At 70.0% G+C, this 17,059-nt stretch carries 15 protein-coding genes; 12 read left to right on the top strand and 3 right to left on the bottom strand.

All coding sequences use genetic code 11. From position 1 onward, the window contains the following. Window positions 1-86 precede the first annotated feature (86 nt). The 6 genes from ACTIGJ_RS06435 to ACTIGJ_RS06460 all read left to right on the top strand — a co-directional run bounded on the left by ACTIGJ_RS06435 (window position 87) and on the right by ACTIGJ_RS06460 (window position 6,210). Complete coding sequence (locus tag ACTIGJ_RS06435; RefSeq protein WP_439639463.1) at window positions 87-1,025, top strand: ATP-binding cassette domain-containing protein; 939 nt, start codon at window positions 87-89, stop codon at window positions 1,023-1,025. Continuing rightward, a complete protein-coding gene (locus ACTIGJ_RS06440) occupies window positions 1,022-1,792 on the top strand; it encodes an ABC transporter permease (RefSeq protein ID WP_439639464.1) in 771 nt (256 codons plus the stop codon). Before ACTIGJ_RS06435 ends, ACTIGJ_RS06440 begins: the two co-directional genes overlap by 4 nt. Before the next feature lie 13 nt (window positions 1,793-1,805). Continuing rightward, the gene (locus ACTIGJ_RS06445) at window positions 1,806-2,027 is read left to right on the top strand and encodes a BolA family protein (protein ID WP_439639465.1); all 222 of its coding nucleotides are present in this window, start codon (window positions 1,806-1,808) and stop codon (window positions 2,025-2,027) included. Between the two features lie 45 nt (window positions 2,028-2,072). Beyond that, the gene (murA, locus tag ACTIGJ_RS06450; protein ID WP_439639466.1) at window positions 2,073-3,332 is read left to right on the top strand and encodes a UDP-N-acetylglucosamine 1-carboxyvinyltransferase; all 1,260 of its coding nucleotides are present in this window, start codon (window positions 2,073-2,075) and stop codon (window positions 3,330-3,332) included. Then, window positions 3,332-4,471: a hypothetical protein gene (locus tag ACTIGJ_RS06455; RefSeq protein ID WP_439639467.1), complete on the top strand. Its 1,140-nt coding sequence runs from the start codon at window positions 3,332-3,334 to the stop codon at window positions 4,469-4,471. The genes murA and ACTIGJ_RS06455 overlap by 1 nt, the downstream gene beginning before the upstream one ends. Before the next feature lie 119 nt (window positions 4,472-4,590). Then, on the top strand, window positions 4,591-6,210 hold the full coding sequence (locus ACTIGJ_RS06460; protein WP_439639468.1) for an NYN domain-containing protein: 1,620 nt from the start codon (window positions 4,591-4,593) through the stop codon (window positions 6,208-6,210). A gap of 7 nt (window positions 6,211-6,217) precedes the next feature. Here ACTIGJ_RS06460 and eutC read toward each other — a convergent pair whose 3' ends face one another. Together eutC and ACTIGJ_RS06470 are read right to left on the bottom strand one after the other, a co-directional pair. Then, window positions 6,218-6,991, bottom strand: coding sequence for an ethanolamine ammonia-lyase subunit EutC (gene eutC / locus ACTIGJ_RS06465; protein WP_439639469.1), 774 nt, complete (start codon window positions 6,989-6,991; stop codon window positions 6,218-6,220). Continuing rightward, window positions 6,988-8,382 carry an ethanolamine ammonia-lyase subunit EutB gene (locus ACTIGJ_RS06470; protein WP_439639470.1) on the bottom strand — a complete coding sequence of 465 codons (1,395 nt, stop codon included), beginning with the start codon at window positions 8,380-8,382 and terminating at the stop codon, window positions 6,988-6,990. The genes eutC and ACTIGJ_RS06470 overlap by 4 nt, the downstream gene beginning before the upstream one ends. Window positions 8,383-8,493: 111 nt before the next feature. Between ACTIGJ_RS06470 and hisG the strand changes: the two genes are divergently transcribed. From hisG to ACTIGJ_RS06500, 6 genes are all read left to right on the top strand, one after another. Further along, window positions 8,494-9,141 carry an ATP phosphoribosyltransferase gene (gene hisG, locus ACTIGJ_RS06475; RefSeq protein ID WP_439639471.1) on the top strand — a complete coding sequence of 216 codons (648 nt, stop codon included), beginning with the start codon at window positions 8,494-8,496 and terminating at the stop codon, window positions 9,139-9,141. Next, window positions 9,134-10,429, top strand: coding sequence for a histidinol dehydrogenase (gene hisD, locus ACTIGJ_RS06480; protein ID WP_439639472.1), 1,296 nt, complete (start codon window positions 9,134-9,136; stop codon window positions 10,427-10,429). Before hisG ends, hisD begins: the two co-directional genes overlap by 8 nt. 180 nt (window positions 10,430-10,609) lie before the next feature. Continuing rightward, window positions 10,610-10,909: a ComEA family DNA-binding protein gene (locus ACTIGJ_RS06485; RefSeq protein WP_439639473.1), complete on the top strand. Its 300-nt coding sequence runs from the start codon at window positions 10,610-10,612 to the stop codon at window positions 10,907-10,909. A gap of 90 nt (window positions 10,910-10,999) precedes the next feature. Continuing rightward, window positions 11,000-12,031, top strand: a complete 1,032-nt coding sequence (locus ACTIGJ_RS06490; RefSeq protein WP_439639474.1) for a cyclic nucleotide-binding domain-containing protein — start codon at window positions 11,000-11,002, stop codon at window positions 12,029-12,031. 86 nt (window positions 12,032-12,117) lie between these two features. Further along, window positions 12,118-12,984 carry a formyltetrahydrofolate deformylase gene (purU, locus tag ACTIGJ_RS06495; protein ID WP_439639475.1) on the top strand — a complete coding sequence of 289 codons (867 nt, stop codon included), beginning with the start codon at window positions 12,118-12,120 and terminating at the stop codon, window positions 12,982-12,984. Beyond that, on the top strand, window positions 12,984-13,523 hold the full coding sequence (locus tag ACTIGJ_RS06500; RefSeq protein WP_439639476.1) for a DUF4442 domain-containing protein: 540 nt from the start codon (window positions 12,984-12,986) through the stop codon (window positions 13,521-13,523). Before purU ends, ACTIGJ_RS06500 begins: the two co-directional genes overlap by 1 nt. A gap of 142 nt (window positions 13,524-13,665) precedes the next feature. Here ACTIGJ_RS06500 and ACTIGJ_RS06505 read toward each other — a convergent pair whose 3' ends face one another. Continuing rightward, window positions 13,666-17,046 (bottom strand): hypothetical protein, encoded by a 3,381-nt coding sequence (locus ACTIGJ_RS06505; RefSeq protein WP_439639477.1) that lies wholly within the window; start codon window positions 17,044-17,046, stop codon window positions 13,666-13,668. Window positions 17,047-17,059: the final 13 nt, after the last annotated feature.

The following is a 17,059-nucleotide window of genomic DNA, read 5'->3' on the forward strand; positions in this document are numbered from 1 at the left end:
CTCCGGCGGGGTGCACGGCAGTGTAGCGGCAGCCGACGCCCGCGCTGCCGGTGCCGGACCGGGGCGGCGATATAATCGGCGCACCCATGAATACTTCCTCTCCGGCCGCCCTGTCGATCGACGGCGTCCGCAAAGCCTACGGCGCCGTGCAGGCGCTGAACGGGCTCCGTTTCGACATCCGCCAGGGCGAGTTCTTCGGCCTGCTCGGTCCGAACGGCGCGGGCAAGTCGACCCTGATCTCGATCATTTCCGGCCTGATCCGCGCCGATGAAGGCACGGTGCGCGTGCTCGGCCACGACACCGTGAGCGACTGGCGCGCCGCCCGCCGCCAGCTCGGCGTGGTGCCGCAGGAACTGGTCTTCGACCCGTTCTTCAAGGTCGTCGACCTGCTGCGCATCCAGGCCGGCTACTACGGCTGCGGCCGCGAAGTCTGGCCGTGGATCGACGAGATGCTGGAGCGGCTGGAACTGGGCAACAAGCGCACGGCCATGATGCGCAGCCTGTCCGGCGGCATGAAGCGCCGCGTGCTGATCGCCCAGGCGCTGGTGCACCGGCCGCCGGTGGTGATCCTCGACGAGCCGACTGCCGGTGTCGATGTCGAACTGCGGCGCACCTTGTGGCGCTTCATGCGCGACCTGCACAGCCGCGGCACGACCGTGGTGCTGACCACGCACTATCTGGAAGAAGCGCAGGAGATGTGCGAGCGCATCGCCATCGTCGACAAGGGCCAGCTGCGGGTGGTGGAAACCACCGAAGGCCTGCTCAACCGACATCCGTTCCGCTTCCTGACCTTGAAACTCGCCGATGACGCGCGTCTGCCGTCGCAGCTGGCCGAGCTGGTGACCAGCGAGAAGGCCGGCAGCATCGAACTGAAGCTGGACCGCGAGCGTCACCCGATCGCCAGCGTGTTCGCCGGCCTCAAGGCCGCCGGCGTCGAGATCGCCGATGTCTCCACCCGCGAGCCGGATCTGGAAGACATCTTCGTCGAGCTGACCACCCAGTCCGCGTCGGGAGTCGCGTCATGAGTCCCAACCAGCTCGGTTTCTACACGCTGCTGAAGAAAGAAGTGATGCGCTTCTGGTCGGTCCTGGGCCAGACCGTCACCGCGCCGGTGCTGACCGCGCTGCTGTATCTGCTGGTGTTCGCGCAGGCCCTGCAGGGCCGGGTCGTGACCGGTTACGAGGGCGTCAGCTACACCCAGTTCCTGCTGCCAGGCCTGGTGATGATGACGGTGCTGCAGAACGCCTTCGCCAACACCTCGTCATCGCTGGCGCAATCGAAGGTCAACGGCAACATCGTGTTCCTGCTGATGGCGCCGATCGGGCCGGTCGAGATGTTCCTCGCCTATGTCAGCGCGGCCCTGGTGCGCGCGCTACTGGTGGCGCTGGCGATGCTGCTGGTCGCCGGGCCGCTGGTCGGCCTGCCGGTGGCCCATCCGCTGGCGCTGCTGGCGATGTTCCTGCTCGCCGGCTCGGCGCTGGCGGTGCTCGGCATGATCGCCGGCATCGTGTCGACCAAGTTCGACCATCTGGCGGCGTTCTCCAACTTCATCATCACGCCGCTCTCGTTTCTGTCCGGCGTGTTCTATTCGGTGCACTCGCTGCCGGAGCCGTGGTTCAGCGCCTCCCACCTGAACCCGTTCTTCTACATGATCGACGGCTTCCGCTACGGCTTCTTCGGCCATGGCGACGTGTCGATCTGGTTGAGCCTCGGCTGGACCGCCGGCTTCTTCATATTGATGGCGACGATCTGCCTGTGGATGCTGGTCACCGGCTACAAGCTCAGAAAATAAGGATTCGCAGAACATGATGACCAAGGAACAGATCAAGGCCCTGCTCGATGCCGGCCTGCCGGGCGCGACCATCGAGGTGCGCGGCGACGATGGCCAGCACTTCGAGGCCGATGTGACCTGGAGCGGCTTCGCCGGCCTGAGCATGGTCAAGCAGCACCAGGCGGTCTACGCCGCACTGGGCGGCAAGATGGGCCGCGAAATTCATGCGCTGGCGCTGAAGACGCGCGCCGGTTGACATCCTGGAGCGCTGCCCGTCGCAGCCTCCATTTCCGAGTGTTGAATGGACAAGTTCCTGATTGAAGGCAATGGCCCGCTGGAAGGCGTGGTCGAAGCCAGTGGTGCGAAGAACGCGGCGCTGCCGATCCTGTGCGCGGCGCTCCTGATCGACGACGAGCTGCGGCTGTCGAACGTGCCGGCGCTGCACGACGTCATCACCACCAAGAAGTTGCTGGCGCAGATGGGTGTTGCCGTGTCGTCGCCGGGGCCGGGGCTGTTCACGGCCAATGCCAGCGGCATCACCACCTGCGTGGCGCCGTACGAGCTGGTCAAGACCATGCGCGCGTCGATCCTGGTGCTCGGCCCGCTGCTGGCGCGGCGCGGCCATGCCGAAGTCAGCTTGCCCGGCGGTTGCGCAATCGGTGCACGGCCGGTGGACCTGCACCTGATGGGCCTGAAGGCGATGGGGGCGGAGATCGAGCTGGAAGGCGGCTTCATCAAGGCTCGCGCCTCGCGGCTGAAGGGCGCGCGCATCTACTTCGACACGGTCACCGTCACCGGCACCGAAAACCTGCTGATGGCGGCGACGCTCGCCGACGGCGAAACGGTGCTGGAGAACGCGGCGCGCGAGCCGGAGGTCGTCGATCTCGCCAACTGCCTGACGGCGATGGGCGCCAAGATCCGCGGCGCCGGCACCGGCACGATCGTCGTGCAGGGTGTCGAGCGGCTGCACGGCGCGGACCATCGGGTCATTCCGGACCGCATCGAAGGCGGCACCTTCCTGGTCGCGGCGGCGATCACGCGCGGCAAGGTCAAGCTGATCCGCACCGACCCGAACGCGCTCGATCCGGTGCTGGTCAAGCTGCAGCAGGCCGGTTGCCGGGTGGCGACCGGCGAGGACTGGATCGAGGTCGACTCGCTGGGCCGCCGGCCGACCGCCGTCAACCTGCACACGATGGCGCATCCCGGTTTTCCGACCGACATGCAGGCGCAGTTCATGGCGCTGGACTGCTACGCCGACGGCGTCGGCACGATCCGGGAAACCATTTTCGAGAACCGCTTCATGCACGCGCAGGAGCTGTTGCGGCTCGGTGCCGACATCCGCATCGAAGGCAACACGGCGATCGTCACCGGCCGCGAAAAGCTGAAAGGCGCGCCGGTGATGGCGACCGACCTGCGCGCCTCCGCCGCGCTGGTGCTGGCCGCGATCGCCGCCGAAGGCACCACCAAGATCGACCGCGTCTACCACATCGACCGCGGCTACGAGCACATCGAAACCAAGCTCGGCGCGCTCGGCGCCCGCATCCAGCGAGTGACGCAGTAATGCGCGGCTCGCCGGTGCGTTTCCTCGCCGGCGTGCTGCTGGGACTGCTCGCGCTCGGCGGCAGCGGCCTTGCAACGGCTGCCGCGAAGCAGGCCACGAAACAGGCTGCCGGGCCGGCCGCCGCAGATACGGCCGGCGGCTTCAGGATCGACACGGTCAGCGCGCCCCGGCGCGGCGGCGAGAACCGCTTCCCGATCGTGGCCGGCGGCAGCGAGGTCGCTCGGGCGATCAACCTGTTCCTGCATTCGATCGAGCTGCAGACGCAGCCCGGCGGCGACAGCAGCGCCGCTTTCGCTGCGCTGCCGCGCACCACGCTCGGCATCGATTACCAGGTGGTCGGCAACAGCGCGCGCCTGCTGTCGCTGCGGATCGAGCGGCTCGAAGCCGGCCGCCTCCGCCATCCGCGCGGTGCTGGCTGGACCTTCGACACCGGCAGCGGCCGGCCGTTGGCGATCGGCGCGCTGTTCAGCCCGGAAGGCTATGGCCGGCTGCGTCAGCGGGTGGCGACCCAGCGCGTGCAGCGCGTCCGCAACCTGCAGCAGACCCTGGGCCAGGACGCCGATGACGAGAACACCACGGCCGAAACGCTGGCCATCTACGACGACTGCCTCGACAGCATTCGCGGCGACACGCTGACCGACGATCAGTTGTTCATCGGCGCCGATCGCATCGTGCTCGAGCACGGCGACTGCGCGGCACCGGACTATCTCGACTACGACGTGCTGCGGCCGCTGCGGGTGGAGATTCCGTTCACCGAACTGGCGGCCGATCTCAACGACTATGGCCGCTGCCTGCTGCTCGGCAGCGGCCGCACGCCGTGCCCGGCAATGGTCGACGAAGGCCCGCAGCCGGGCAGCTATGCCGGCACGATCGGCAAGCGGCCGGTTACCGTGGTGTTCGAGCGCAAGTACGACGGCGACCGCATCAGCGGCAGCTTCGTGCTCGACCGGCGCTACCACCGGCTCGAAGGCCGCAGCCAGCGCGACGGCAAGGCCAAGCTCTACGAAACCGGCGCCAGCAGCGATGAACTGCTGTGCGAGTTCACGCTGTTCGGCAAGCCCGATGGCCGCATCGAAGGCACCTGGCGCTCGCTGGCCGACAACCAGCTGCAGCCGCTGGTGCTCAAGCCGCTGCGCTGAGCCGCGCCCCGTCGGCTGCCGCCCCGCGCCGGGCGGGCTGCCGCACCACCCCGCCCCGGCGATCGCCGTAAGCTTCGCCACCGCAATGCCGCCATCCGGCGGCCCTGGAGCAAGATTCGATGGAAACCACCCCGCAGGCCCAGCTGGCCGTGCTGATCGATGCCGACAACGCCAATGCCAAGCGCATCGACGGCCTGCTCGCCGAAGTCGCCAAGTACGGCCGCGCCACCACCAAGCGCGCCTATGGCGACTGGACCAACACGCACCTTGGTAGCTGGAAGCAGACGCTGGCCCGCCACGCGATCCAGCCGATGCAGCAGTTCAGCAACACGCGCGGCAAGAACTCCACCGACAGCGCGCTGATCATCGACGCGATGGATCTGCTCTACACCGAGCGCTTCGACGGCTTCTGCATCGTGTCCTCGGATTCCGACTTCACGCGGCTGGCCTCGCGCATCCGTGAAGCCGGCCTGACCGTCTACGGCTTCGGCGAGCGCAAGACACCGCAGCCGTTCGTGCGCGCCTGCGATCGCTTCATCTATGTCGAAGTGCTCGGCCAGACCGAAGGCGAGGACGACACGGCAGCCGAGCCGGTGGCCGCGCCGCCGACCGGCGAACGGCGGACGATCCAGAACGGTCGCCGCCCGCAGCCGGCGCCGGTGGCGCAGCAGGCAGCGGCTGCCCGCCCGGCCGCGCCGGTCGCCGACAAGCCGGCCGATGCCGGCAACAGTGGCCAGGGCGCGGGTGATCGTCGCCACGCGGTGCCGCGCGGCGCACCGCTTGATGATCCGGCGCTGCTGAATCCGCTGCGCGCGGCGGTGGCCGACGCCTGCGACGACGATGGCTGGGCCGAGCTGGGCGCTGTCGGCAGCCTGCTGAGCAAGCGGATGCCGGAGTTCGATCCGCGCAACTACGGTCGCAAGAAGCTCAGTGACCTGTTCGCGGCGATCGCCATCTTCGAAGTCAACGAACGCGCCGAAACCGGCCGCTCGCGCACGCTGTTCGTCCGCGAAAAGCGCGATCGCAATGGCGGCGAGCCCGCCGTCGGCGCCCGCGCCGAGGCTGCTGCCGCTGGTGATGGGGCAACGCCGTCGGCAGCGGTGACGGCGGTCGAGCCGAAGGCGGAGGGCGCCGGCCCGTCGCCGCGGCCGTCAGCGCCGCCGGCCGCACCACGCCCGCCGCAGCCGCCGCGTCCGCCACAGGGCGGCAAGCCGCAGCAGCAGGCGCCGCGCCCGGCGCTGCAGGGCCTGCCGGCCGAGCCGACCGACGAGGAACTGAAGGCGCTGGCCGGTGCCGGCTGGGCGCCGCGCCGCGATGATCGCCGTCCGACCTGGGCAGTGACGCCGGTGCCGATCCTGCCGGCGGCAGCGACCGAGCCGCCGCCAGCCGCCGCGCCGGTTGCCGCATTGCCGGCCGAGCCGGTGACCGCCGCACCGGCGGTGCCGGTGGCCGCGCCGGTCGTTCAGCCGATCGTCGAGGTGGCCGCCGAAGCGCCGGCCGACGCCACGCCTGCGGCGGCTCCGGCTGCTGGCGCGACCGAGGCCGCACCGCGCAAGCCGGCGGCGAAGAAGGCGACGGCGACCAAGCCGGTCAGCAAGGCCATCACCGAGGCCGCGACCAAGGGCGTCACCAAGGCGGTGACCAAGGCTGCGACCAAGGCGGCCAGCAAGGCGGCGCCGGCGCCGGATGCGGCCGAAGCGCCGAAGCGCCGCAGCCGCAAGCCGGCTTCGGCCGACTGAGCCGCGATCAGCCGGCCGCCGCCAGCGCGGTGGCGGCGGCCAGGCCGATGCCGCTGATGCCGGCGGCTCGCGCGCGGCGGATCAGCGCCGCCAGCTCGGCCGCTGCTGCGGCATAGCCGAGGCCTTCCGGGCGGATGTTGGACAGGCAGTTGCGCTCGGCATCGGTGGTGCCGGGCTGCGGCGCGTGGGTCAGGTAGGCGCCGAGGCTGTCCGGCGCGCTGAGCCCCGGCCTTTCGCCGATCAGGCTGACCACCAGCCGCGCGCCGAGCGCCATCGCCACCGCGTCGGCCAGCGCGACGCGGGCCTGGCTGGCGATCACCAGCGGGCCGATCACCAGGTCATCCAGCATCGGCAGGCCGATCGCCAGCAGCGGTGCGGCATGGCGTTGCGCGGCGACGGCCGACAGGCCATCGGCGATCACGAACACGACATCCGGCGCCGCTGCCGGGCGCGCCAAGGCCGCTGCCGAGGCCGGATCGAGCCGCCGGCCCCAGTCCGGCCGGGCCAGATAGGCGGCGCGGTTCGGCGCGGCGCTGCGCACCTCGATCACCGGCAGGCCAAAGCCGGCGAGATCGGCGCGCAGCGCCGCCACGTCAAGCGCGGCGTGCACCGCATCGCGGGCCTGGGCGTGGGCGATGCCGAAGGCCAGCAGTTCGCGGGTCGGCAGGCTGGCGCCGCTGCGGCCGAGGGCGATGCGGGCCGGCGTGTGGACGCGCAACGCCGCCCAGGGATCGGCGGCCGTCGGCGGCGCGGGGTGGTGTTCGTGCTTCGGGGTCGTCATCGGCCCAGCGCCGCGATGCTGTCGGCCAGTGGCAGCGCCGGCAGGCTGCCGGGCGCGCGCAGCCGGCCGTGTCCGTCGATCAGCTGCTGGTCGCGCAGCCAGGCCTCGAACTCCGGTGCGTGGCGCAGGCCCAGGGTTTCGCGCAGCGCCAGCGCGTCGTGGAAGCTGGTGCTCTGGTAGCCGAGCATCACGTCGTCGGCGCCGGGCACACCCATCACGAAATTGACGCCGGCCGCGCCGAGCAGCACCAGCAGGTTGTCCATGTCGTCCTGGTCAGCCTCGGCGTGGTTCGTGTAGCAGACGTCCACGCCCATCGGCAGGCCCAGCAGCTTGCCGCAGAAGTGGTCCTCCAGCCCCGCGCGGATGATCTGCTTGCCGTCGTACAGGTACTCCGGGCCGATAAAGCCGACCACGCTGTTGACCAGCAGCGGCGAGAACGCCCGGCAGACGGCATAGGCGCGCGCCTCGCAGGTCTGCTGATCGAGCCCGTGGTGGGCGTTGGCCGATAGTGCAGCGCCCTGGCCGGTCTCGAAGTACATGACGTGCTGGCCCGCTGTGCCGCGCCGCAGGCTCAGGCCGGCGTCGCGAGCCTCGCGCAGCAGCGCCAGCGACACACCGAAGCTGCGGTTCAGCGCCTCGCTGCCGCCGACCGACTGGAACAGCAGATCGACCGGCGCGCCGTGCTCGATCGCCTCGATCTGGCGCGTGACATGGGCCAGCACGCAGGACTGGGTGGGAATGCCGTGGCGGGCGATCAGCTGATCGAGCAGCTCCCACAGCGCGCGCAGCTTCGCCGGGTCGTCGCTGGCCGGGTTGATGCCGATGCAGGCATCGCCCGCGCCGTACAGCAGGCCGTCGAGCGTCGACGCGAGGATGCCGCGCGGATCGTCGGCCGGATGGTTCGGCTGCAGCCGGATCGCCAGCCGGCCAGGCAGGCCGATGGTCGAGCGGAAAGCCGTGACCACGCGGATCTTGCGGGCGGCGAGGATCAGGTCCTGGTTACGCATCAGCTTCGATACCGCTGCCGCCATTTCCGGCGTCAGCCCCGGTGCCAGCGCGTCCAGCGCGGCGGTGTCGGCCTGCGGCGACAAGAGCCAGTCGCGGAAGGCGCCGACGGTCAGGCTGGCGACCGGCGCGAACGCCGCCGCGTCGTGGCTGTCGACGATCAGCCGGGTGACTTCGTCCTGCTCGTAGGGAATCAGCGCCTCGTCGAGAAATGCGCGCAGCGGCAGGTCGGCCAGCAGCACGCGGGCGGCCATCCGTTCTTCGGCGGATACCGCCGCGACGCCGGCCAGCGCGTCGCCGGAGCGGAACGGCGAGGCCTTGGCGAGCAGCTCGGCCAGGCTGTCGAAAACATGGCTGCGGACGCCGATCGAGGTGCGGTAGCTCATGCGTTTTCCGGGATGCGCAAGCCATGCCAGCCTGCGGGCCGTGATCGACGGACGCAAGGCCGGGCAGCGGCGGGTAAAATCGTGATCCTCCCCGCTGCGCGCGACATCACCATGACTGCCTTGACGCTGGCCCTGTCCAAGGGCCGCATCCTCGACGACTGCCTGCCGCTGCTGAAGGCCGCCGGCATCGCGCCTGCGGTCGACGCCGGCCGCCTGCTGCGGATTCCGACCGAGGACCCCGGCGTCGAACTGCTGGAAGTGCGGCCGACCGACGTGCCGACCTATGTCGAATACGGCGCCGCCGATCTCGGCATTGTCGGCAAGGACATCCTGCTGGAGCACGGCGGCGGCGCGCTGTACGAGCCGCTGGATCTGGGCTTCGCCACCTGCCGGCTCAGCGTCGCGACCAAGAACGATTCGCCGCTGGTGAAGAACCCGCGCCACAGCTTCGGCCGCCGCCTGCGCGTCTGCACCAAGTATCCGGAAACCACGCGCCGCTTCTACGCCGCGCGCGGCGAGCAGGTGGAAGTGATCAAGCTCTACGGCTCGATGGAACTCGGGCCGCTGGTGGGCCTGTCGGACGTGATCGTCGATCTGGTGGCCACCGGCGGCACCCTGCGCGCCAATGGCCTGGTCGAGATCGAAACCATCTACACCTCCACCGCACGACTGGTGGTCAACAAGGCGGCGATGAAGATGAAGCACGCGGCGATCCGCGCGCTGCTCGATCGCCTGGCCGGAGCCGTTGCCGATGCTTGAAATTGCCCGTCTGGATTCCCGCGCCGCTGACTTCGACGCCAAGCTCGGCGCGCTGCTCGACCGCGCGCCGGAAGCCGATCCGAAAGTCACCGCCGTGGTCGCCGACATCATCGCGGCGATCCGCACCCGTGGCGACGAGGCGCTGGTCGAATACACCAACCGTTTCGATCGTCGCAGCGTCGCCTCGGCTACCGAGCTGGAAATCCCGAAGGCGGCGCGCGAAGCCGCGTGGCATTCGCTGGACCCGACGCTGAAAGCAGCGCTGGAAGCCGCCGCCGAGCGCATTCGCGCCTATGCGCAGCACCAGAAGCTGGAAGGCTGGGAATTCACCGATGCCGACGGCAACCGCCTCGGCCAGAAAGTGACGCCAATGGATCGCGCCGGCCTGTACGTGCCGGGCGGCAAGGCCGCGTATCCGTCCAGCGTGCTGATGAACGCGATCCCGGCCAAGGTGGCCGGGGTGGCCGAACTGGTGATGGTGGTGCCGGCCGGCGACGGTGTGGTCAACCCGGTGGTGCTCGGCGCTGCCTACCTGGCCGGCGTCGACCGCGTGTTCACCATCGGCGGCGCCCAGGCGGTGGCGGCGCTGGCCTACGGCACGCGGACGATTCCGGCGGTCGACAAGATCGTCGGCCCCGGCAATGCCTATGTCGCGGCGGCCAAGCGGCTGGTGTTCGGCAAGGTCGGCATCGATTCGATCGCCGGCCCGAGCGAGATCGTGGTGATCGGCGACGGCCACACCGATCCGCGCTGGATCGCGATGGACCTGTTCAGCCAGGCCGAGCATGACGAGGTGGCGCAGAGCATCCTGATCTGCCCGGACGCGGCCTATCTGGACGCCGTGCTCGAAGCGATGAACGCGCGGCTGGCCGAGCTGCCGCGCGCCGACATCGTCCGCCAGTCGATCGCCGGCCGCGGCGCGCTGATCCGGGTTCGCGATCTGGACGAGGCGGCGGCGGTGTCGAATCGCATCGCGCCGGAGCACCTGGAACTGTCGGTGGCCGAGCCGCGAAAGCTTCTGGAATCGATCCAACATGCCGGCGCCGTGTTCCTGGGCCGCCACACGCCGGAAGCCTTCGGCGACTACTGCGCCGGCCCGAACCACGTGCTGCCGACCTCGCGCGCCGCGCGCTTCAGCAATCCGCTCGGTGTCTACGAGTTCCAGAAGCGTTCGAGCCTGATCGAGATCACGCCGCAGGGCGCGAAACGGCTGGCCGGCATCGCCGGCACCATCGCCGATGCCGAAGGCCTGCAGGCCCACGCCGCCAGCGCCCGCGATCGCGGCTGATCTGCGCAGCACCGCACGAACCGGCAGCGGCGGCACGCGCGCTGCCGGCATCGCTGTGAACAGCATCACGACAACCCCCTGTTGAAGCGAGCAGCATCGGCTGGCGTCGCATGGATGCGATCGGGACTCAAGCCTTCATCGGCGCTTTCCACGTTCTCGATTACACAGGAGGTATGCGCCATGAAACTGCTTCCATCGTTGCTCGCGGGATTGCTGCTGGCCTTCGCATCGCTGGCCTGGGCGGCATCGGTCGACATCAACAGCGCCGACGCCAAGACCCTTGAAACGCTCGATGGCATCGGCCCTTCGAAGGCGGCGGCAATCGTCGAGTACCGCAGCAAGAACGGGCCGTTCAAGAGCGTCGACGAGCTCGAGAAGGTACCCGGCATCGGGCAGGCCACGCTGACCAAGAACCGCAGCAACATCACGCTGGGCGGCAAGGCGGCGGCCAAGCCGGCCGACAAGAAGGACGGCAAGTAGCCGGTACCGCCACGCAGCGTCCGGTGCCGCGATCGGCCCCGGACCGCTGCCGGCCTGCGGCTCGCCACGTTTGCCGGAGGAGCGATTGCCATGAGCCAGATTCGCCAGCCGCTGGACGATCTCGCAGTGCTGCGCCGTTTCGTGCCGATGGATGCGCTGACCGAGGATTCGCTGCGCCGGCTGCTGCCGGCGGCCTCGATCCGCACGCTGGCGGCCGGCCAGACCGTGGCGCGCGGCGGCCAGCCGCTGGCGCTGTCGAGCTGGCTGCTCGACGGCGCCGTACAGATCGACGACAGCAGCGGCCGGGTGCCGAGCGTCATCCACCCGGCCGATCCGCGTGCCGCTCACCGGCTGGCCGGGCCGCCATCGGCCGCAGCGACGGTTTTCGCGCAGACCGCCGCCCGCGTGCTGGAACTCGACGCCGCGCTGCTCGATCTGGTGCTGACCTGGGAGCAGTCCGGCGGTTATCAGGTGGCCGGCATCGACGAGGCCGCGCCGGATGACTGGATGACCCGGATGCTGCAGGCGCCAGCGTTCCAGCGCCTGCCGGCGGCCAATCTGCATGCGCTGTTCCAGCGTCTGCAGCCGGTCGACGTGCGCCGGGGCGAGCCGGTGATCCGCGAAGGCGAATCCGGCGACTGGTTCTACGTGGTGGTCGAAGGGCGTTGCCGGATCGAGCTGCAGGGCCAGCAGCCGAAGTCGCTGACGCTGGCCGAATTCGGCCCCGGCGAATGCTTCGGCGAGGAAGCGCTGATCGCCGGCCTGCCGCGCAACGCCAGCGCGGTGATGCTCAGCGACGGCCGGCTGATGCGGCTGGCGCGCAGCGATTTTCTGGAACTGCTCGAAGAACCGCTGCTGCTGCGGCTGGCCCCGGACGCCGCCGCCCGGCGCGTGGCGGACGGCAGCGCCTGCTGGCTCGATGTGCGCCTGCCCGGCGAATGTCGCGACGATGCGCCGCCCGGCAGCCTGAACCTGCCGCTGCAGCTGCTGCGCGCCAAGACCCGCCAGCTGCCGCGCGAACGGCTGTACATCTGCATCTGCGACAGCGGGCGGCGCAGCGCCGTGGCGGCCTACCTGCTGAGCCAGCGCGGCTACCAGGCGGCCGTGCTCGACCGGCCCTGAGCGGCACGGGCGCCGCACGGCTGCGGCGCGACAGGTGCGGAATGCGACAATGACCGCCGCTGACCGCTCCGGCTTCCGACCCGCCCATGAATCCCGAAACCATTGCCCGCCTGCTGATCCGCTGCGATGACCGCCCCGGCATCGTCGCGGCCGCCACCACGTTCCTGTATCACCACGGCGCCAACATCACCGAGCTCGACCAGCACTCGACGAGCCCGTCCGACGGCCAGCTGTTCATGCGACTGGAATTCCAGACGCCGGCCATCGACCTGCCGCGTGCCGCGCTCGAACGCGCCTTCGCCGACACCGTCGCCGCCCAGCACCGGATGAACTGGCGGATGAGCTATGCCGCCGACAAGCCGCGCATGGCGATCCTGGTGTCGGCCCACGACCACGCGGCAATGGAACTGCTGTGGCGCTGGCAGCGCGGCGAGCTCAGAGTCGACATTCCCTGCGTGATCTCCAACCACGAGGCGCTGCGCAAGGCGGTGGAAGGTTTCGGCGTGCCGTTCCACCACGTGCCGTTCGAGACCGCGACCCGGCCGGAAGCCGAAGCGGCGATGCAGAAGATCCTCGTCGAGGCGCGGGCCGAATTCATCGTGCTGGCGCGCTACATGCGCATCCTGAGCGGCGACTTCGCGGCCCTGTGGCCGTCGAAGATCATCAACATCCACCACTCGTTTCTGCCGGCGTTCGTCGGTGCCGATCCGTACCGGCAGGCCCACGAGCGCGGCGTCAAGATCATCGGCGCCACCGCCCACTACGTGACCGCCGAGCTGGACCAGGGACCGATCATCGAGCAGGACGTGGCGCGCGTTTCGCACTCCGAAGGCATCGACGAACTGCGCCGTCTCGGCCGTGATCTGGAGCGCCAGGTACTGGCGCGCGCGGTGCGCTGGCATGTCGAGGACCGGATCATCGTCGACGGCAACAAGACCGTGGTGTTCAACTGATGGCGACCACCCCGCCGGGCGGCCTGCGCGCCAAGGCTGCGGACCTGCTGTCCAGCCTGCTGTACCGGAACGCCGCCGTGTTCCGGCTGCGCATGAACCTGTATCCGCCCTACCTCGGTGCCGGTATCCGGGTGACGCGGGTCAGCCGCGATTTCCGGGAGATCGACGTCGAGCTGCGTCGCCAGCCGGGCAACGCCAATGCCTTCGGCACCCATTTCGGCGGCAGCCTGTACGCGATGGTCGACCCGTTCTACTGCCTGCAGTTCTTTGCCGGCCTGGGGCCGGGCTACCTGGTCTGGGACAAGGCCGCGAAGATCGAATTCCTGCGCCCCGGCAAGGGCACGGTGCGCGCGAAGTTCCGGATCAGCGAGGCTGATATCGAGGCCGCGCGGCAGGCCACGGCCAGCGGCGCCAAGTACCTGCCGGTGTTCCATGTCGAGGTGCTCGACAGCAAGGGCGAGGTGGTGGCCCGGGTCGAGAAGGAGCTGTACGTGCGACGCAAGCCGGTGCGCAGCCCGCGGCCCGCTGCCGAGGCCTGAGCGCCGCCGATCGACTTGACGGGCGCCTCGCCGGGCGATTCATGAAAAAGCCCCCCGCAGCCTGCGCTGCGGGGGGCTTTTCGTTGGGCCGGATCAGCCGATCAGCCGATCAGGCGATCAGCCAGCCGGCTTGCGCACCCGTTCAGCGGCGCCGGGACCGGCGCCGCAGGCCGGCCATCACGCCGAGGCCGAGCACCAGCACCAGGCCGGCCGCGCCGCCGCTGCGCCGCTGCAGCACCCGGAAGCCGAACTGGGCGGAGACGCCACTGACGGTCACCGTGACGTCGCGCAGGCCAACCGCTGCGTTGCGATCGAGATCGATCACGGCGGTGATGCGGGTGGCGCTGTCGACGGTCACGCTGCGTACGGTGATACCGGTGCCGGAGAACGCCACCGCCGCCGGGCTGCCGAAGCCGCTGCCGGAGATGGTCAGCGTCACGCCTCGGCTGCCGGCCTGCGCGCTGTCCGGCGCCAGGCCGGTGATGGCGGCATTGCTGACCGTGAAGCCGTTGCTCTCGACCAGCGTCAGGCCATCGGTGGTCACCGAGACATTGCGGGGGCCGACCGCCGCATCGGCGGCGATGCTGAGCGTGGCGACCAGTGTCGTCGGGTTGAGCCGCGAGGTGCCGGTGACGGTGATGCCATCGCCGAAGCTGACGACGCTGTCGGCGCTGAAGGCGACGTTCTCGCCGACGATGGTGACCGCCAGACCGCTGGCGCCCCGGCTGCCGCTGCCCGGCGTCACCGACACGATGTCGGCCGGTGGCACGGTGACCTGGAAGCCGGACAGGATCGCTGCGGTGACGCCAGCGGTGTTGACCGTGACATCGCGGAAGCCCGGCGCGGCATCGGCCGCGACCGAGATCGTCGCCGTCAGCGTGGTGGCGTCGACCAGAGTGGTGCCGGTGACGGTGATGCCGTCGCCGAAGCTGACCACGCTGGCATCGGTGAAGCTGACGTTCTGGCCGACCAGGGTCACCGGCAGGCCGGTCACGCCCCGGGCGCTGGCGTTCGGCGTCAGCGACACGATGGTCGGCACCACCGGCGCCACTTCGGTCACCGTGAAGCCGCGCGCCTCGGTGATGCTGTCGACGGCAACGTCGTAGAACGAGGTCACGGCCGCGTCGGCGATGGTGACGTTGACGCGCAGTTCGGTCGGCGAGACCAGCGTGCGGGAATTCACCGTGATGTTCGGCGTCACCGAGCCGTTGCGGAGGAACTGCACGACCGAATCGGCGGTGAAGGCAGTGCCGGCGCCGAAGATCGTCACGTCGCGGCTGCTGCCGCGTGCTGCCGAGGACGGCGACAGCGTGGCGATTTCACCGCCGCTCACCGGCGCGGTCACCTGCAGGGCGCCGATGCCGTTGGCGACTTCGGTGGCGGTGCCGAGCGGCGTGGCGACGCTGACATCGAAGAAGCCCGGCACGGTGTCGGCCGCCACGGTGATCCGGGTGCGGATCAGGCGCGGCGACAGCACTTCGCGCGACACCACGGTGAGCGACGGGTTGGCGAAGCTCACCGTCGACGACGAGGTGAAGTTGGTCGATGCGCCGAGCACGTCGAGCACCGCCGTCGCGCCGGCCGGCACGGCCGACGGTGCCAGCGTGGCCACCGTCGAGGTGACGCTGCCGAGGCCGATGCTGGTGCCGGCGTTGATGTAGCGGGTGCGGTCATCGGCGGAGATCGGGCGCGGCGTGGCGACAAACACGCCGCCGGTGAACTGCGAGATGCCCGAGTTGGTGGTAAACGCGCTCTCGCGCCCCAGCATTTCCGGTTCCGGGTACTCCTCGGCGAAGTGGACCCCGGCCGGGCGACGCGGCGTCAGTGCGCGGGCCACGATGGTCTCTGGCGCCCACGGCCGGAGGCTCACCGAGCCTTCATGCTGGCCAGCGCGTTCGGCCTTGCGCGTGCCGGTGCCGCTGGTCACGGCGGCGCGGGCCGACGGGAATTCCTCGCTGCAGGTCGCCGACAGCAGGGTCGACATGGTCAGGCTGCGGCTGCGGTAGTAGCTGACCACGCTGCCGCGGCTCGGGCCGTCCGGGCGGGAGTCGGCATCGGTGAACAGGATCGCGCGGCCGCCATTGGCAAGGATGCGGCCGGCGGTCATCAGCGCGGCGTTCGACGATTCCGGGCAATCGCTTCCGCCGCCGGCGGACAGCGTGTTGACCACGGCCTGGATCTTCGACGGCACGTCGCTGACCACGCGGCGGGTGACGTTGTCCTTGAAGGTGACGACGGCGGTGCGCGGGAACGGCCCGCCGGCGGCGATGCGGTTGTCGATGATGTTGGTCAGGATCTGCCGCACAGCGCTGATCTCGTTCGACATGCTGCCGGTGTCGTCGACGACGAACGCCAGGCGGACGCCGTCATTGAGGCGGATCTGCACGTCGGAGGTGCTGCCGGCGCTGACCGGCACGGCCAACGGCGCTTCGCTGTCGTCTTCCGAGCAGGCCAGCTCGGCTTCGGCGGTCGGGCCGTAGTACTCGAACGGGAAGCCCTGGTCGGTGGCGGTCTTGATCGCCATGCGGTCGGCCACGAAGCCGTTGTGGCCCATTTCCTCGACCACCACGTGATAGCTGCCCGGCGGCACGCTGATCTCGAAGCGGCCGGTGGTGTTGGAATCGAAGGCGGTGTAGCGGCTGACCTGGGCGCCGGTGGCGGTGTTGATGGCGCGCACGTTGACGCCGGCGACCGGCGCATCGTTGGAGCAGCGGCGGACATTGCCGACGATGGTACCGAGCGTGGTCGAGAAGGCGGCGTTCGGATAGCGGCGCGAGATCGCGGCGCGATCGTCGTCCTCGATCGTCGCGCGGGCCGTGCCGGCGATGCTGAACGGGTGCATGGTCGGCACGTTGTTGATGTTGATCGGCGTCAGGGCATCGCTCGGGCTGCCGAAGCCGCCGTTGAAGGCGGTGGAGTTCAGGCTGTTGAACTGGCCAACCGAGGAATGCGCGAAGCCGATCGTGTGGCCCAGCTCGTGCACGGCGGTGGACGGCCGGTGGTAGTTGGTGCGCGTGCCGTTGAGCAGCAGGAAGGCATCGGTGATCGTGCAGCTGCCGCCGCTGACCACTTCGCGCGACGGGCCGAAGCCGTTGACGTCGGACGGATCGAGGCCGATGACCGCCATCGCGCTGCCGTCCTCGTCGAACACCACTTCGTTCTGACCGTCGCTGGCGCCGCTCAGGGTGCCGATGCCCCAGGCGGTGCCGAAGTTGTCGCCGGTGTAGTCGATCGCGACGGTCGTGAAGTTGCCGAACACGTCCTCGGCCGACGCCACGTCGTTCCACTGGCTCTTGGCCGCGAGGGCTTCGGCCAGCACGGTGGCGGCGATGTCCGGCGTCGACGAGCCGTCGACCCGGTAGTCGACGTTGCCCGGTCCGACTGCCGCCCAGCGGCAGCCACCGCCGGCATCTGCCTCGAAGAAGTGATAGGCCTTCGCCGGCCCGGATGTGGTCAGCGCAGCGAGCGCCGTGACCAGGCTGGCGATGCCGGTGCGGATGATCCGCGCCCCATGCGTTCTCATGTCGTGTCCCCCA

Origin of the sequence: Nevskia sp., from assembly GCF_051860985.1 — a bacterium.
Classification (GTDB): Bacteria; Pseudomonadota; Gammaproteobacteria; order Nevskiales; family Nevskiaceae; genus Nevskia.

Excerpts from the sequence above, each read along its gene's own strand:
- purU (WP_439639475.1), top strand. The coding sequence starts at position 12,118 with ATGAATCCCGAAACCATTGCCCGCCTGCTGATCCGCTGCGATGACCGC.
- ACTIGJ_RS06470 (WP_439639470.1), bottom strand. The coding sequence starts at position 8,382 with ATGAGCTACCGCACCTCGATCGGCGTCCGCAGCCATGTTTTCGACAGC.
- ACTIGJ_RS06445 (WP_439639465.1), top strand. The coding sequence starts at position 1,806 with ATGATGACCAAGGAACAGATCAAGGCCCTGCTCGATGCCGGCCTGCCG.
- hisG (WP_439639471.1), top strand. The coding sequence starts at position 8,494 with ATGACTGCCTTGACGCTGGCCCTGTCCAAGGGCCGCATCCTCGACGAC.
- ACTIGJ_RS06440 (WP_439639464.1), top strand. The coding sequence starts at position 1,022 with ATGAGTCCCAACCAGCTCGGTTTCTACACGCTGCTGAAGAAAGAAGTG.
- ACTIGJ_RS06505 (WP_439639477.1), bottom strand. The coding sequence starts at position 17,046 with ATGAGAACGCATGGGGCGCGGATCATCCGCACCGGCATCGCCAGCCTG.
- ACTIGJ_RS06500 (WP_439639476.1), top strand. The coding sequence starts at position 12,984 with ATGGCGACCACCCCGCCGGGCGGCCTGCGCGCCAAGGCTGCGGACCTG.
- ACTIGJ_RS06455 (WP_439639467.1), top strand. The coding sequence starts at position 3,332 with ATGCGCGGCTCGCCGGTGCGTTTCCTCGCCGGCGTGCTGCTGGGACTG.
- ACTIGJ_RS06490 (WP_439639474.1), top strand. The coding sequence starts at position 11,000 with ATGAGCCAGATTCGCCAGCCGCTGGACGATCTCGCAGTGCTGCGCCGT.
- ACTIGJ_RS06460 (WP_439639468.1), top strand. The coding sequence starts at position 4,591 with ATGGAAACCACCCCGCAGGCCCAGCTGGCCGTGCTGATCGATGCCGAC.
- eutC (WP_439639469.1), bottom strand. The coding sequence starts at position 6,991 with ATGACGACCCCGAAGCACGAACACCACCCCGCGCCGCCGACGGCCGCC.
- murA (WP_439639466.1), top strand. The coding sequence starts at position 2,073 with ATGGACAAGTTCCTGATTGAAGGCAATGGCCCGCTGGAAGGCGTGGTC.
- hisD (WP_439639472.1), top strand. The coding sequence starts at position 9,134 with ATGCTTGAAATTGCCCGTCTGGATTCCCGCGCCGCTGACTTCGACGCC.
- ACTIGJ_RS06485 (WP_439639473.1), top strand. The coding sequence starts at position 10,610 with ATGAAACTGCTTCCATCGTTGCTCGCGGGATTGCTGCTGGCCTTCGCA.
- ACTIGJ_RS06435 (WP_439639463.1), top strand. The coding sequence starts at position 87 with ATGAATACTTCCTCTCCGGCCGCCCTGTCGATCGACGGCGTCCGCAAA.